The following is a 15550-nucleotide window of genomic DNA, read 5'->3' on the forward strand; positions in this document are numbered from 1 at the left end:
CGACGAAGAAGCCGAAGACCTTGTCCTTGCCGGCGCGGTACTGGGCCACCTGGTCGGGGTTGGCGGCGATGATGGTGTCGATCAGTGACGCGATGGCGCCGCTGTCGGTGATCTGGGTGAGGCCCTGGTCGGCAATCACCTGGTCGGCGTCGCCGCCGCCGGTCCACAGGGCCTCGAAGACCTGTTTGGCGATCTTCCCGGAGATGGTCCCGTCCTGGATGCGGCGGATCAGTCCGGCCAGTTGGGGCGCCGATAACGGGCTTGCGCCGATCTCCAGGCCGGATTTGTTGAGCGCGGCGGTCAGTTCGCCGCCGATCCAGTTGGCCGCGAGTTTGGGCTCGCCGGTCACGCTGGTCACCGCCTCGAAGTAGGCGGCCAGTTCGCGCTCCGCGGTCAGCAGGTCGGCGTCATAGTCGCAGAGGCCATAGTCCGTCTGGAAGCGCTCGCGCATGGCGTCCGGCTGTTCGGGCAGGTCGGCCGTGGCGGCTTTGATGAAGGCGTCGTCGAGTTGGACCGGCAGCAGGTCGGGGTCCGGGAAGTAGCGGTAGTCGTTGGCCTCCTCCTTGACGCGCATGGTGCGGGTCTCGTCCCGGTCGGGGTCGTAGAGGCGGGTCTCCTGGATGACCCGGCCGCCGGCCGTGATAAGATCGATCTGGCGCTCCACCTCGAACTGGATCGCCCGCTCCAGGAAGCGGAAGGAGTTGATGTTCTTGATCTCGGCCCGGGTGCCCAGGGTGGTCTGGCCAGTTGGCCGCACCGATACATTGGCATCCACCCGGAAGGACCCCTCCTGCATGTTGCCGTCGCTGATCCCGTTCCAGCGCACGATCTGGTGGATCTTCCTGGCGTAGGCGACGGCCTCGGCCGCGGAGCGCAGGTCGGGCTCGGAGACGATCTCCAGGAGCGGGGTGCCGGCGCGGTTGAGATCGATGCCGGTGCAGCCGTGGAAGTCCTCGTGCAGCGATTTGCCGGCGTCCTCCTCCAGGTGCGCCCGGGTGACCCCGATCTCGCGCACCGTGCCGTCCGCGAGCAGGATCTCGACCCGGCCCTCGCCGACGATGGGGGCCTCGTACTGGCTGATCTGATAGCCCTTGGGCAGGTCCGGATAGAAATAATTCTTGCGGGCGAAGACGGAACGCGGCGCCAGTTCCGCGCCGATCGCGGTGGCGAAGCGTACCGCGAGCCGCACCGCCTCGCGGTTGACGACCGGCAGCACGCCGGGCAGGCCCAAGTCGACGGCGCACGCCTGGGTGTTGGGCGCGGCCCCGAAGCGGGTGGGCGAGCCCGAGAAGATCTTGGACTGGGTCGCGAGCTGGGTGTGGATCTCGAGACCGATGACGGTTTCCCATTGCATCGTCTGTGTTACCTGTGGGGGCGGGGGAGGGGACACTTCGCGCCATTCTTGCACAGTCGCGCGGCCTGGCAACCGGAAATGCCTTGGCAACCGGAAATGCCCTGGCGGCCTGGCCGCTGCCGAGGCCCCCTTACCTCGGCGCAATATTTGCTTGTAGAATTCGCTTCCACTTACCCACTCCACCTTGTCTTAAGGCCACCACAGGATCACCGGATGCCCACCTCTGCCAACACCCAACTGAGCCGCAGCGAGCCGAACGAGCAACTCTTCGCGACCCCGCCCCTGGCGATGGACACCGCGGGGATCGCCGAGGATTTCCGCCGCTATTACTCCCATACCCTGGGCCGCGACCGCGATTGTCGCTCCGCCTACTACACCTACAAGGCGCTCGCGAACACGCTTCGCGATCGTCTGATGGAGCGCTGGAAACGCACCCGCCAGGCCCACGACGAGGCGGACTGCAAGCGCACCCATTACCTGTCGCTGGAGTTCCTGATGGGGCGCACCCTGTCCAACGCGCTCTTGAACCTCGGGGTGGACGCGGTCACCGAGGAGGGGCTCAGCCTGATGGGCCTGCACCTGGAGGAACTCGCCGCCTGCGAGCCGGACGCCGGGCTCGGCAACGGGGGCCTGGGTCGGCTCGCCGCCTGCTTCCTGGACTCCTGCGCCACCCTGCAACTGCCGGTCAAGGGCTATGGCCTGCGCTATGAATACGGCATGTTCCGCCAGTTGATCGAGGACGGCGCCCAGTTGGAGGAGCCGGACCATTGGATGCGCGACGACAATCCCTGGGAGCTGCGCCGCCCCGAGTATACCCAGCGTATCCAGTTCGGCGGCCATACCGAGCGCTACAAGGATCACGACGGGCGCCCCGCGGTGCGCTGGGTGAATACCCACGACGTGCTGGCGGTGCCCTACGACATCCCGATCCCGGGGTATGAGAACGACACCATCAATACCTTGCGCCTGTGGAAGGCGGCCGCCACCGATGAGTTCGACCTGGGCGAATTCAATGCCGGCAGCTATCCCGAGTCGGTGGCCCAGAAGAACGCGGCCGAGCACATCACCATGGTGCTCTACCCCAATGACGCGAGCGAGAACGGTAAGGAACTGCGCCTGCGGCAACAGTTTTTCCTGGCGAGCGCCAGCATCAAGGACGTGCTGCGCGAGTGGGTCCGGCTCAACGGCAAAGACTTCAAAGAGTTCGCGGCGAAGAACTGTTTTCAGTTGAACGACACCCATCCGGCCGTCTCGGTGGCGGAGCTGATGCGCCAACTGATGGACGATCACGGGCTGGACTGGGAGGCCGCCTGGGCCATCACCGGCAAGACCATGGCCTACACCAATCACACCCTGTTGCCCGAGGCCCTGGAGCGCTGGCCGGTCTGGTTGTTCGAGCAACTGCTGCCCCGGCCGCTGGAGATCATCTATAAGATCAATGCCCTCTTCCTCGCCGAGGTGGCCAGCCGCTGGCCCGGCGACAGCGAGCGCCAGCGGCGCATGTCATTGATCGAGGAAGGCGATGTCAAACAGGTGCGGATGGCGTATCTGGCCATCGTCGGCAGCATCTCGGTCAACGGTGTCGCGGCCCTGCACTCCCGGCTCCTGGTCGAGGGGCTGTTCAAGGACTTCTATGAGCTGTGGCCCGGCAAGTTCAACAACAAGACCAACGGGGTCACGCCGCGGCGTTGGCTCGCGCTGTGCAACCCCGGGTTGCGGGCGCTGTTGGACGAGACCATCAATGACGGCTGGGTGCGTGACCTGGACCGGCTGGGAGGGCTGGCCCCCTATGCCGAGAATGCCGCGTTCCGGGCGCGCTGGCATGAGATCAAGCAGGCGAACAAGGCGCGGCTGGCGCAGACCGTCGAGCAACTGTGCCATGTGGACTTTCCGCTGGACGCGATGTTCGACGTCCAGGTCAAGCGCATCCACGAGTACAAGCGCCAATTGCTGAATATCCTGCATGTGATCCACCTGTATAACCGCATCAAGCACGGCGATACGCAGAACTGGACCCCGCGGTGCGTGCTGTTCGGCGGCAAGGCCGCCCCCGGCTATTACATGGCCAAGCAGATCATCAAGTTGATCAACAACGTGGCCGCGGTGGTCAATCGTGATCCGGCCACCGAGGGGAAGTTGCGGGTCGCCTTCATCCCCGACTATCGGGTCTCACTGATGGAGGTGATCGCCCCCGGGACGGATCTGTCGGAGCAGATCTCCACCGCCGGCAAGGAGGCGTCCGGCACCGGCAACATGAAGTTCATGATGAACGGGGCCGTCACCATCGGCACCCTGGATGGGGCCAACATCGAGATCCGGGAACAGGTCGGCGATGAGAATTTCTTCCTGTTCGGCCTCACCGCGGCCGAGGTGGAATACCGTCGGCACGGCTATGACCCCAACAGCATCATCGCCCATGACCCGGCGCTGCTGGAGGTGATGAACCTGCTGGATGCGGCCCACTTCAATCAGTTCGAGGGCGGGATCTTCGACGCCGTCATCAACAGCATCCGCAACCCCTACGACCCCTGGATGACGGCGGCCGATTTCCGCGCCTATGTCGATGCCCAGGAACGCGCCGCGGCGGCCTACCGTAATCGCGAGCGCTGGTTGCGCATGAGTATCCTCAACACTGCCCATAGCGGGCACTTCTCCTCCGACCGTACCATTGGGGAGTACAACCGTGACATCTGGCACATGGAGCCGGTGCCGCCGGCGCCGGTGCGCTAGAGGAGCCGGGGCGTCCCGCCCCGGCGTCATTGCCGCAAGGGCCTTGATCATCGTTGCGGCCAACAGCGGTCCGTCCGCAACCGGAGGTCGAGGCTTTAGCCGGTGGCGGCTGCTGACATATCCAAGAGAAATCAGTGGTGTCGGCACGCCGGACCGGCTAAAGCCTCGACCTCCGGTGGCCGGAACGGCGATCAAGGCCGCCGCATGCAGCAAGCCCGAGAACCAATCCGGGTCCGAGAGGCCGACTGAAAGGCGATTAGGAACGGCGTTGTCGTTGTCGTAATCGAGGCGATCGTCGCGCCCCGGATTCTCTCGCATCCCAAAGTGTATCGCTTTTTCGATTACGACAACGACAACGATAACGACAACGACGATCGCTGGGGCGGGACGCCCCTGCTCCTTTACGCGCCGACACAGACCCGGTTGCGCCCGCCGCGTTTGGCGGTGTAGAGGCGGTCATCGGCCTGGGCCAGCAGCGCGTCCAGGCTGTCGCAATCGGCCGTCAGGGCGGATACGCCGATGCTGACGGTAACCGACAGGGGGCCGCGCGGGGTGTCGAGGACGACGCCCGCCAGGTATCGACACAGGCGCTCCCTGGCTGTCGTCGGCCACGGCGAGCAACAGGGCGAACTCCTCGCCGCCGACCCGCGCGCATAGGTCGCGGCCGTCGGTCTGGTCGCGCAGGGCGTCCGCCACCCGTCCAGGGCGACCATCACGTCATAGTCCTGGAGCAGGCCCACGAGGATGCCGACGTTGGTCCTGCTGTCTTCGACCACCAGGACCTTGGGTCTGGGGTCAAGCATCAAGCTGTCTTTTGAGCAAGGTAGTGTTCGAGCAGGGTCTGGGCCTCCTTGAAGCGATAGGTGCGGATCAGGGCATGCAGTTCATCGAAGAAGGGCCGGTCCGCGGCGGGGAGGCCGGCGGCGGCCAGCTCCTCGGCCAGAGTCTTGCAGTCGCGCGCCCGGTGCCCCTCAAGGGCGAGCCGTAGCGCCGCGTAGCGTTCCTCCAGCCAGTCCTGATCCACGCCGGCCCCGGGGTCGGGCGCGTCCGGCGCCGTGGCCGTGCGGGCCCCGGCGATGGCATCGCACAGGGCCGGGATGCCCTGGATCAGGGTCGCGAGCAGAGCCGGGTAACGTTCCGGGTGGTTCTCGCGGATCGCCTCGTGCAGCGCGGCGCAGGCCACGAACAACTCGGTGGCCGCCAGGTTACCCAGGACCCCTTTTAGGGTGTGGGCCAACTGCCGGGCGGCGGCGGGGTCTTGGTCCAGGGCCGCGGCGAGCTGGGCCGGGGTGTCGCGGTAGGAGTCGCTGAACTCGCTTAAGACCTCCCAGAACAGGTCCAGGTCTTCGCCGACGCGCTCCAAGAGTTCAGCACTGTCGATCCCGGGGATGGACGGGGGTTGATCGCCTGGGGATAGGTCCATCGGTGCGGGTACCTCTTGTGTGACGGGTCGGGTGGGCCGGCGGGTGTGGCCGGGCGGCCTGGCGGGGCCTGCTGCCGCGGCGGTTGGCCGGTTCTCGGGGCGGCCGATCACCCCGGCGGCACGCGCAAGCGCCAATTATCCCCACGGCGCTGCGATCCTACCAGAGGTTGACGCGGTGCGGTCGCGGTTGCTGTAATCAGCGGCCCAGTCCCGCGGGCACCTGCCCAGGAAGATCGCGACCATGCTCCTGCAACCCGTCATCCTCTCCGGCGGTTCCGGCACCCGCCTGTGGCCCCTGTCGCGGGAGGCCTATCCGAAGCAATTCCTGCCCCTGACCAGTGAGCACACCATGCTCCAGGAGACGGTCCGGCGCCTGGACGGGCTGGACCAGGAGCACCCACGCCATGCCATCGGCCTGCTTGAGCCGCTGGTGGTGTGCAACGAGGCCCACCGGTTTCTGGTCGCCGAGCAGTTCCGCGTCCTGGGGCGCCACCCGGGCGCCATCATCCTGGAGCCCAAGGGCCGCAACACCGCCCCGGCGCTTACCGTCGCGGCCCTGGCGGCGCTCCGGGGCGGCCTGGACCCGGTCCTGCTGGTCATGCCGGCGGACCATATGATCCGCAATGAACCGGCCTTTCGCGCCGCCGTGGCCGATGGCGTCACCCTGGCCGACCAGGGCGCGGTGGTGACCTTTGGAATAGTCCCCAGCAAGCCCGAGGTGGGCTACGGGTACATCCGTCAAGGCGAGCCCTATGCCGGCGAGGCCCGCGGTGAGGGTCCGATCGAGGGGTTGGGCGGCCACGCCTACCGCCTCAGCGCCTTCGTCGAGAAGCCCGATCTGGAAACGGCCCAGGGCTATCTCGCCGACGGCCGGTATCTGTGGAACAGCGGCATCTTCGTCCTCAAGGCGTCCCTGTGGCTGAGCCTGATCGAGCGTCTGCGCCCCGACATCGCCCAGGCCGCGACCCACGCCTTTACGGCCGGGCGCGAGGCCGGGCAGTTCTTCGGCCTCGATGCCGCCGCCTTCGCCGCTTGCCCCAGCGACTCGATCGACTATGCGGTGATGGAACATATCGCCGGCGAGGCCCGCAGCGAGGCCCCCCCGACCATCGTCATCCCCCTGGACGCCGGCTGGTCCGACGTGGGCGCCTGGTCCGCCCTGTGGGAGGTCCGGGCGCAGGACGCCTCCGGAAACGTGCTCGACGGCGATGCCTTCGTCCATGACGCCAACAACAACCTGCTGATCGCCCGCCATCGGATGGTAGCCGTGGTGGGGGTGGACGATCTGATCGTCGTCGAGACCCCGGACGCGGTGCTGGTGGTGAAAAAGGACCGCGCCCAGGATGTCAAAGTCGTCACGCAATTCCTGGAGCACGCGGGGCGCCACGAGTTCCGCCACCACCAGCGGGTGCATCGCCCCTGGGGCGCCTACGAGTCCATCGGGCATGGCGGACGCTATCAGGTCAAACGCCTGTCCGTGAAACCCGGTGAGTCCCTGTCGCTGCAGATGCACCACCATCGGGCCGAGCACTGGGTCGTGGTCTCCGGCACCGCCCGCGTGACCTGTGACGACAAGTCCTTCCTGATCACCGAGAACCAGTCGACCTACATCCCGGTCGGCAGTACCCACCGGCTGGAGAACCCGGGGACCATCCCGCTGGAGATCATCGAGGTCCAGTCCGGCAGCTACCTGGGCGAGGACGACATCGTCCGCTTCGAGGATGTCTACGCGCGGGGCAGCAAGGACAGTTGAGCGCCGCTGCTGTACCATGGACGGTTTTGCGCCCCGGGACCTCACCATGGGATTCAAATGCGGGATCGTGGGCCTGCCCAACGTGGGCAAGTCCACGCTGTTCAATGCCCTGACCAAGGCCGCCATCGCGGCCGCGAACTACCCCTTCTGCACCATCGACCCCAACGTGGGGGTCGTCCTGCTGCCCGACCCGCGGCTCGACGTCATCGCCGCCATCGCCAAGCCCCAGGCCATTCTCCCGACCACCATGCAATTCGTGGACATTGCCGGACTGGTGGCCGGGGCCTCCAAGGGTGAGGGACTGGGCAACAAGTTCCTCGCCAACATCCGCGAGACCGACGCCATCGCGCATGTGGTGCGCTGCTTCGAGAACGACGACGTGATCCACGTCTCCGGCGGCGTCGACCCACTGCGCGATATCGAGATCATCGACACCGAACTGGCCCTGGCGGACCTCGAATCGGTGGAGAAGGCCCTGGACCGCGCCGGCCGGGCCGCCAAGGTCGGGGACAAGAAGGCCGCGGTGCGCCGCGACCTGCTGGAGCGGGTGCGCGTGCAACTCGACCAGGCGCGCCCGGTGCGCACCCTGGCCCTGAGCGACGAGGAGCGCGCCGAACTGCGCGACCTCTTCCTGCTGACCAACAAGCCCGCCATGTACATCGCCAACGTCGCCGAGGACGGCTTCACCGCCAACCCCCTGCTGGACGCCGTGCGCGAGCACGCGCGCGCGGAGGGCGCCCTGGTGGTCCCGGTGTGCGCCGCCATCGAGGCCGAGATCGTGGAACTGCCGGACGATGAGCGCGGCGAGTTCCTGGCCGAACTGGGGCTGGACGAGCCGGGCCTGAACCGGGTGGTGCGGGCCGGTTACGAGCTGCTGGGGCTGGAGACCTATTTCACCGCCGGGCCCAAGGAGGTCCGCGCCTGGACCATCCCCGCCCGCTCGCGGGCGCCCCAGGCGGCCGGGGTCATCCACTCCGACTTCGAGCGCGGCTTCATCCGTGCCGAGGTCATCGCCTACGCCGACTTCGTCGCCTGCAAGGGTGAGCAGGGGGCCAAGGAGGCCGGCAAACTGCGTTCCGAGGGCAAGGAGTATGTGGTGAAGGACGGAGACATCATCCACTTTCGCTTCAATGTTTAGCGGCGCGGCGGCGGTGTTGTGTGCCTCAGGGTTCGCGGGTGCGCCGCTAAACATTGAACATATTCGTGTGTAGGATGGACAAGCGATAGCGCAGTCCACCGAATCCCGCACCACTGCTGGTGGACTGCGCTGCGCTCGTCCACCCGTCGGCAGTGACCGATCAGGCGTCGGGGATACCGGATGTACTGAGCAGGCACGGGACGACGGGAGAGGAACGGGCGCTTATGCCGGACGGGGCATTCGCCCCGTCCGGAATGTTTTTTGCTCGCCTGGTTGTAGCCGCACCGACCGCATGCGTTTTCCGTCGTGTCGTGAGGGCATAAACGCAATTTATAATCAATGTGTTACGCTCCTTCGCGCCCACCGGAAGACAGGGTACGAAAAACTGCATGAAGTGGCTCAGATTGAACAGCCTAGGCCGAGGCCATCGCCGAAGCCTTCAAGACGGCCCAGGTTGAAGCGGACCCGGCAACCAACGCCGAAGTTGCCGGACATGAGAGCAACTTACAGCACGCCTTACGAGAAACCGAACTGCGCCTTGAGGTCCGGATTGCCGAAGCAAAGGCGGACCTGACCCGCTGGGTCATTGGTGCGGGGATACTGCAAACGAGCATCATCATCGGCGTATTGCTCAGCGACCGTGGCGCGCCCGGTTAGGAGCCGTCACCCATCACGCGGGAAAAGGTAGACCGCCCATGTCGAATGTGCCCGACTTAGACCAGATCGCCTTCAAGGTTCATCCGGCCGGCGGAGGATCGGAAGTCCCGGTCTCCCTGTTGCTGCAAGCCTTCAGCAAGCTACAGGAACTGGTGCATCTATTTGCCCTGCAAGAGGAAGGGCGCACGGTGCGGCAACGCCTGCGGTTATCCGAGGAACTTAAGCGCAAGTATGCGCTGAACCTCAGCCCCCCCAAGATCGGCAGCTTCGAGATAACCGGGCGCGTAGCGGGCCGGGGGACCGATTTATTCGAGCCGGAACAGGCCCGCCGCGTCGTGGGGCAAATGCACTCTTTCTGCCATGCCGTCGTGGCGGCTCAGGAGGACCAGATTCGCGCCCTGGTGCCCGATAGCCACCTGCGCCATCGGATGCTGTCCTGCCTGTCCGCACTCTGCCCGCCGCCCGGCAGCGGCTACCGGTATGAACTGGCCCCCGCCACGGGACCAGGCGTGTCCTTGGTCGAAACGCTGCCTGCCCGCATCGACGATTGGCTGACCACGCCCGAAGAGCGCGCCGAAGTCCGCACCGTCACCGGGCGGCTGGACGCCATTTCGTTCGGCGAACATATGCTGACGATTATCTACCGGCCCAAGACCCGCGCGCTGAAGTGCTATTACGACGAAGACATCGAGCCCATGCTGTTGGAGAATCGGCGGGCTTTGATCCAGGTCGCTGGCCGCGTGCTGCTGGGTGATGATGGTCACCCCGACCGGATCGATGAAGTCGAACAGATTCGAGAGCTTGACCTATCGCCTTTCGTGTTGGGCGAGATCGAAGGCCACGATTTTCGCCTGCGGCCCCGCGGCGCGTTCAGCGTCTTGCCGTCACTGACCGAAGATGAGCAGCATCTTTGCCTGGAACATAAGCCCTGGAGTCTCGATGTGTTTGCCACGACCCGCGCCCAGCTCTTCACGGAACTGAAGGAACAGATGCTTATGTTGTGGCTGGAATACGCCCGCGAGCCGGACGACGCGCTTTCTGAACCCGCGCAACGGGTCAAGCGGCAACTTCTGGCCGATTGGGAGGAAACGGCGAATGCCTAAAGACAAGCGGGATGTCGAAGCCGGATTGCTCAACAAGGGTTTCCAGAAAGCACCAGGGGGCGACCACAATTATTTCGTCTATGTGGCGCAGGATGGCAAGAAGGCTTTGGCCAAGACCAAGACCAGTCACGGACGCGGCTTCGACATCGACGAATCCTTGCTCGCGCGCATGGCTCAGCAGTGCGCCCTGACTCGCCCGCAATTTCTCAAATTGATTGAATGCCCTTTGGGCAGAAACGACTATGAAGATATCTTGAAAAAGGCGGGCAAACTATAGTGAGATCGCTAGCAACCGATGGCTGAGAAGAGACCACGCAAGATTACAACAGAGGCAGTGGACGCCTTGATCGCTTCAGCACGCAAGACGCTTAAAGATGATATTCGGTGGATTACGAAATCTGTCATGTTGGAGCGCGCCTATTTTCTCGGGGTATTTGCGTGTCTCCGGGAGATTGCCAAAGAGGACGACGTAAAGGGCTTTTTGTTCAAGATCTGGGCCGATACCGCCCATAGCCGGCGGACATTTGACGACACTTTCTCCTCCACGCGGATGGGGAAGGCATTCGACACCTTGGATCGGTATGTGAACGCCCAGACAAGAAAGCAAGACGCGCTCGAATCGAGCGCCGATGCAGTGTCGGCCACCGAGGCATTGGAGCAGTTGATGCGAGGCGCTGCATACCATGAGGACCTTATCCGCCAAGCCCGTGCCAAAATCGAAGAGCTGACGGTCAGCATTCGCGACAGCATTTGCCGTCGTGGATCACCCGAACCCGCGGATTCCGCCAATCACCAAGCGGTCGAGCAGCAGCTTGATGTCCTTCGCGAACTGGAGCATTGGGTGCGGATCGTTGCCCTCCTTGAGACAGATCATGATCGGTGGAAAGGGTTGGACCCATGAACGGGCAACGGACCTTCAATTAGGGTCGCGATTTCGGTAGCCTAGGCTCACCAATTCTTCAACCACTTACCCACCAGCGGCACTTGCTTTAATGTTTTCCGCGTTTCATCCAGTCGCGCAGTGATAGCGTCCAGCGCTGCGCCAAGCCTCCCACGGGCTACCCCTTCGGCATCCAAGTCGAGTTTAAGCACCTTCAAGTGCGCCCGTATTTGACTCCGCTCAGGCTTTGACGATTCAAGTTCTTTAGTAACCGCATCGACTTCAGCCTTCGTTTGCTTGAACTGGTCGGTGAGCGATTGGAACGCCCTTTGGAAGCCGTCGATTTGCTGGGTGAGATTCTGAACGAGGGCATTTTGTTTGTTGAGAAAATCGGTGAGTCGGCGGTCAACGCCTTGCCTGTGTTCGGTCAGTTCATGCGCCATCTCTTCTTTCAAGCCGTTTGCAACGGCCTGGAATTTCTCACCAAGCGCTTTCTCCGTATTCAACAGAGTGTTGCGAATCTCGCTCCGTAACTCGTCCCGAACACTCGCCAGAAGTTGCTCCAGTTTCTCGGCACGTTCGACCGCTTTGGCCCTTGCTTGCTCCGCACGGTCAGCGTTCCTGGCTGTCTCAGCGGCAAGCCGCTTGAGTAACTCCGCTTGTTCGGCAATTACCGCCTCGCTAGCCCCGCGAATTCGTGCCTCCGCCTCTGCCAGTTTCTTGCCGAGCGTCTGAAGTGCGGATTCCATATCGCTCAGCAGAAGGTCCCAACTCCGCTCTGATTCAGCTTGTGAGTCCTCAATCTGCTTCTTCAGTTCGTTCCAGTCGCCTTGTAGTTGCTGGAGTGCAAGGCGGGTCTTTTCCAGGTCTCCCAGATACTTCTTTCCCTTTGTGCAATCGCTCTTGAGTTGCTTGAGCAGCTTGTCGGCATCCGACCTAGCTCCAACAATACTGTCGGCTGCCGTGATCGCACCCTCAACGCGCTCACCGAACTCGCGCAGTTTCGCGCGGATGGCATCAACGCTTGTAATCTCAGGCACGGAATGCCTCCGCCAGGCGCCGCGCCTTATCCTTCAGAGAATAACTCTCCTGCGCAGCGGCGGATTCGACGAAATGAAAGAACTCAAGGCACTCACCCATCATGCGCACCTCCCCGCTTTGGCGGTGTTCTGGTCTTGCGGCTTCGTCGGCAAGAAACCGCCACCCCTCGATGGAGTCACATGCACTGCCAGGGTCATTCAGGAGAAGCAAGAGTTCAGATTCCAAGTTCTTGGGCGAGGTATGATAAAGATCTGCGATGTCGGGAAGAGGTAAGCGTCGCTGATTAGCCGAAAGCAATAAGCGCTTCGCATTGCCAACTAACTCCGCTGACGGGGAGAATTCACGAGATAGGTAGAGCGCAACCATATTGTTCGGGTTTCCTTCCAGAATACTTCGTGCCCGGCGATATGTTGCAGTTGGATAATCCCTGAAACAATCGACGATTCCGCGAAGCATCTCCAAGTCAAAAATATCCTCGGCAAGTGCATTTTCCATTTGTCTGTCCTTCTCCGTGGGGCTAGATATAGCCGGCTCCATGCGCTGTTCGGGAAATACGAGGTCTGGCGCGCAGATGTCACACATGCCGCACCGATACGACTCAGCAGGCTTAAGAAAACTTTCGTCGCCCAAATGCGAGAGCATATTTATTCGGCGGCATTTTCCATCCGCCACAACACTCAACAAGTTCTGAAGCATGGTGTAACGCATCTTGAGCACTGTGCTGTAGGTGTGGTCCAGAAGCAATAGCAGATGCTCATAAACAGAATGGAACAGAGCCGGCGCCTGGCCATATGCCTGAAATGCATCAAGTTTTTGCGCGAAGGATTCCAGCGGCCGGTAATCCTGTCGACAGCGCGCCATCCGCTGAGACATCGATTCCTGGCGGCTGCCAGAAATATTGGCAAAGTAGTCGGCAAGCCGAGCCGAAAACTTCCCTTCCAGCCTGGAAAGAGAAGCTTTATCGGTCAGTTCGGCACCTACAAGAGAAACGTCGAATCTTGGCGTTCGCCCATAAGTAATGACGTAGTCGGTTATGAGTCCGAGAACCATCAATCGATACAATGCGATTTCTTTGCGCGAAACATGCGCGTGCGACGCATAGACGCCGACAGAATCCTCCTGCCGGTCTATCCAAGAAGCGACAAGCTTGTCAAGTACACCTAGAGCACTCATGGCATCAGCTTCCGCACCGGGATAGCTACTGCTGATGAACATGTGCTGCTTCCCGTAGTCGCACAGGTTGGGTTTGCCAAACGAGCATCCAGCTCTGTAATTGCAATCGGGTCGAGGGACATTTTGTGATTTACGGTCAAAGTCAAAGAGTTTCCTACTGCAATCAGGGTGGGGTGGTTCGCACAGCAGGACGATGTGGGCACGTTCGTTGTCGCGGCCCGCGCGACCAACTTCCTGATACCAGGATTCCAAGCCGGAAGACAATGAGGTATGGACAACGAAACGGACGCTGCCCTTGTCAATACCCATCCCGAATCCCTTGGTCGCCACCAAGATGTCAAACCCGCCTTTCTTGAAGTCAACCTGGTTTGACTTGAGCGATTCTTCCCAGCCCGGCGGTGTGATAGCTTTTTCGGCATCGAACTCACGTTTGCAGTGAGAGCAAACCTTTACCCCCGCGACTTTGCCTTTGCTTCTTTGATTGGAAAAGCGCACGGGGTCCGCCCCGTCGTCATCAGAAAGCTCATCCGGCTCAGCCGCAAGACCCGCCTTGCTTGTGTAAGCGTAAGAGTGACACTCGTGGCAGAGTGTCGGCGGCTTGCTTGAAAACGCCCTTACCTTTCCGGTTGAAAAGGCATCTAGGCGGAATTTCTTCTTGCCCCGCCCCTCAAATAGTGCCCCTGGTTCCAAGATTGTCATCGTTTCAAATAGATAGTGCGCGGTGCCATCCAATATTGAATGCTTCCCGTGTGGATCTGCATAAATGCAGAAGATGATACCGAGTGCTTTTTCCCCGTGGCGGTTTTTATTTGCCAGAAGCTCGCGCAAGCGTTCCTGTCCTTGTCCATGTCCAAGTGCCACCGGTAAGTCCTTAGTAAGAATCTCGTGAAATGCTTGCGTTTTTGTTGGGCCGTCTTTGGCTGCGACTTGAAAGCTGAACCGCTCGCGGTCAAGGTGCCGAGCACGTTCCAACTGGTCCTTGCTCAAATTCAAGATCCCCAGTATGTCGGCTTCGACTTGTTGGCCCGCAGTGGCAGTCAGAGCGATGAGTTTGGCGGTGAGGGTCTTGTGTAAGTAAGGAAGTTTAAGATAGGAAGGGCGGAAATCGTGGCCCCATTCCGAAATACAGTGTGCCTCATCGATTGCAAGGAAGTTGATGGGCACGAATTCCTGTAGCCGGGTGAGTTCATCAAGAAACTTCTTGATGCGAAGCCGTTCGGGAGAAACGTAGAGAAGTCGGACGTAGCCTAGCTTGATTTCTTCCAGAATCCGGCGCTGGGACATTGCGTTTATATCTGAATTGATAAACTCCGCCGAGGCGATACCGTAATTCAGGAGTGTGAGACGCTGGTCGCGCATGAGCGAGCGCAATGGAGCAATGATAAGGGTGAGACCCGGTTTCAGTAATGCTGGAAGCCAGAAGCAAAAGGATTTTCCGCTGCCGGTTGCCGCAATCCCTAATACATCGCTGCCGTTAAAAACGCGCTGGAGCACTCTATCTTGGAAATCCTGAGTGCCGTTTGGATACCCAAACAGGTTATCTGTGAAATAGAGTAGCCGCTTGTGAATATCGTAGTCGACTGAAAGATTAGCTCGAAACTTGATGTGCCCCGCGGTGGACGGCGGGGCCGGTAACTTGTGCGCGGAGCGCTGCACGGTCGGACCATCAAGCGCCACCCCGGCAGCGTCGGTGCCATCCAACACTGAGACATAAGGATGCAGACAGATGCCCCAATTGCGCGGGGGGCGGACTCCGCGGACGGTGACTCTTGGTAGATCGAAGCCGATGTCAACGACCTCAGCGACCGCTGTCAGAAAGTCAAACAGGGCGCTGACAGCCATCGCCACGAAGGGAAACGTCAGACCGAAGCAATCCGAGAGAATGATCGGGCTGCTTTCGGGCATCTCCCTGAGCATCAGATCCGTGAAGTGGTCCTGTACTCGGTGGAAGTCGTTGACCAGATGCACGAGGTTCTGCCCTGTTTCGGATGGCTCGAAGCCGGGAAGATACGGGTTGTCCGGTGGGCTGTCGATAGCCAAGAGGCCGCGCATCTGGGGTTCGTCTTGCAAGAAGCCGTATAATTCTTGAAGCGTCGCATCGGTGGTCTCCATCACCTGACCGTAGGAATATCGGATGACGGTCCATCCTTCCTTGGCGGTAGCCGTTCAGAGACCCGGCATTGGAGCCGGCAGCGGAGCGGCCGCGCGACCGGCGCGGCGCTCAGCGATCACGCCGGCCAGATAGGGCCACGGCACCTGGCCGCGCTGGCGACAGGTTTCAATCACGCTGGCGAGCAG

The 15550-nt window shown here is 61.9% G+C and carries 10 protein-coding genes and 2 pseudogenes; 6 read left to right on the forward strand and 6 right to left on the reverse strand.

Annotation, left to right across the window (positions count from 1 at the left end; all coding sequences use genetic code 11):
• On the reverse strand, window positions 1-1354 hold a 1354-nt coding region (gatB, locus tag QZY48_RS02825), incomplete at its 3' end, for an Asp-tRNA(Asn)/Glu-tRNA(Gln) amidotransferase subunit GatB (RefSeq protein ID WP_295427425.1).
• Between the two features lie 288 nt (window positions 1355-1642).
• On the opposite strand from gatB, the gene QZY48_RS02830 reads away from it, so the two are divergent.
• Complete coding sequence (locus tag QZY48_RS02830; protein ID WP_295427450.1) at window positions 1643-4084, forward strand: glycogen/starch/alpha-glucan phosphorylase; 2442 nt, start codon at window positions 1643-1645, stop codon at window positions 4082-4084.
• A 401-nt stretch (window positions 4085-4485) separates the two neighbouring features.
• On the opposite strand, the gene QZY48_RS02835 is transcribed toward QZY48_RS02830, so the two are convergent.
• Both QZY48_RS02835 and QZY48_RS02840 read right to left on the reverse strand, forming a co-directional pair.
• Window positions 4486-4887, reverse strand: coding sequence for a diguanylate cyclase (locus QZY48_RS02835; protein WP_295427428.1), 402 nt, complete (start codon window positions 4885-4887; stop codon window positions 4486-4488).
• Window positions 4887-5507, reverse strand: a complete 621-nt coding sequence (locus QZY48_RS02840; RefSeq protein ID WP_295427432.1) for an Hpt domain-containing protein — start codon at window positions 5505-5507, stop codon at window positions 4887-4889. Before QZY48_RS02840 ends, QZY48_RS02835 begins: the two co-directional genes overlap by 1 nt.
• 241 nt (window positions 5508-5748) lie before the next feature.
• Here QZY48_RS02840 and QZY48_RS02845 point away from each other — a divergent pair, with 241 nt between their 5' ends.
• The 5 genes from QZY48_RS02845 to QZY48_RS02865 all read left to right on the forward strand — a co-directional run bounded on the left by QZY48_RS02845 (window position 5749) and on the right by QZY48_RS02865 (window position 11059).
• Complete coding sequence (locus tag QZY48_RS02845) at window positions 5749-7260, forward strand: mannose-1-phosphate guanylyltransferase/mannose-6-phosphate isomerase (protein WP_295427435.1); 1512 nt, start codon at window positions 5749-5751, stop codon at window positions 7258-7260.
• A 46-nt stretch (window positions 7261-7306) separates the two neighbouring features.
• Window positions 7307-8398, forward strand: coding sequence for a redox-regulated ATPase YchF (gene ychF / locus QZY48_RS02850; protein WP_295427437.1), 1092 nt, complete (start codon window positions 7307-7309; stop codon window positions 8396-8398).
• A 695-nt stretch (window positions 8399-9093) separates the two neighbouring features.
• Complete coding sequence (locus tag QZY48_RS02855; protein WP_295427439.1) at window positions 9094-10158, forward strand: hypothetical protein; 1065 nt, start codon at window positions 9094-9096, stop codon at window positions 10156-10158.
• Window positions 10151-10435 (forward strand): hypothetical protein, encoded by a 285-nt coding sequence (locus tag QZY48_RS02860; RefSeq protein ID WP_295427442.1) that lies wholly within the window; start codon window positions 10151-10153, stop codon window positions 10433-10435. The genes QZY48_RS02855 and QZY48_RS02860 overlap by 8 nt, the downstream gene beginning before the upstream one ends.
• 18 nt (window positions 10436-10453) lie before the next feature.
• The gene (locus QZY48_RS02865) at window positions 10454-11059 is read left to right on the forward strand and encodes a hypothetical protein (RefSeq protein ID WP_295427445.1); all 606 of its coding nucleotides are present in this window, start codon (window positions 10454-10456) and stop codon (window positions 11057-11059) included.
• Window positions 11060-11106: 47 nt separating this feature from the next.
• Here the strand turns inward: QZY48_RS02865 and QZY48_RS02870 are convergent, their stop codons facing one another.
• The 3 genes and pseudogenes from QZY48_RS02870 to QZY48_RS02880 form a co-directional block, all read right to left on the reverse strand.
• On the reverse strand, window positions 11107-12078 hold the full coding sequence (locus tag QZY48_RS02870) for a hypothetical protein (RefSeq protein ID WP_295427448.1): 972 nt from the start codon (window positions 12076-12078) through the stop codon (window positions 11107-11109).
• Window positions 12079-13462: 1384 nt separating this feature from the next.
• Window positions 13463-13951, reverse strand: a pseudogene (locus tag QZY48_RS02875) (helicase-related protein); the annotation flags it as partial.
• Between the two features lie 324 nt (window positions 13952-14275).
• A pseudogene (locus QZY48_RS02880) lies at window positions 14276-15364 on the reverse strand (DEAD/DEAH box helicase); the annotation flags it as partial.
• Window positions 15365-15550: the final 186 nt, after the last annotated feature.

The organism is uncultured Thiodictyon sp. (assembly GCF_903828115.1).
Lineage (GTDB): Bacteria > Pseudomonadota > Gammaproteobacteria > Chromatiales > Chromatiaceae > Thiodictyon.

Excerpts from the sequence above, each read along its gene's own strand:
- QZY48_RS02845 (WP_295427435.1), top strand. The coding sequence starts at position 5,749 with ATGCTCCTGCAACCCGTCATCCTCTCCGGCGGTTCCGGCACCCGCCTG.
- QZY48_RS02830 (WP_295427450.1), top strand. The coding sequence starts at position 1,643 with ATGGACACCGCGGGGATCGCCGAGGATTTCCGCCGCTATTACTCCCAT.
- QZY48_RS02835 (WP_295427428.1), bottom strand. The coding sequence starts at position 4,887 with ATGCTTGACCCCAGACCCAAGGTCCTGGTGGTCGAAGACAGCAGGACC.
- QZY48_RS02840 (WP_295427432.1), bottom strand. The coding sequence starts at position 5,507 with ATGGACCTATCCCCAGGCGATCAACCCCCGTCCATCCCCGGGATCGAC.
- QZY48_RS02865 (WP_295427445.1), top strand. The coding sequence starts at position 10,454 with ATGGCTGAGAAGAGACCACGCAAGATTACAACAGAGGCAGTGGACGCC.
- QZY48_RS02855 (WP_295427439.1), top strand. The coding sequence starts at position 9,094 with ATGTCGAATGTGCCCGACTTAGACCAGATCGCCTTCAAGGTTCATCCG.
- ychF (WP_295427437.1), top strand. The coding sequence starts at position 7,307 with ATGGGATTCAAATGCGGGATCGTGGGCCTGCCCAACGTGGGCAAGTCC.
- QZY48_RS02860 (WP_295427442.1), top strand. The coding sequence starts at position 10,151 with ATGCCTAAAGACAAGCGGGATGTCGAAGCCGGATTGCTCAACAAGGGT.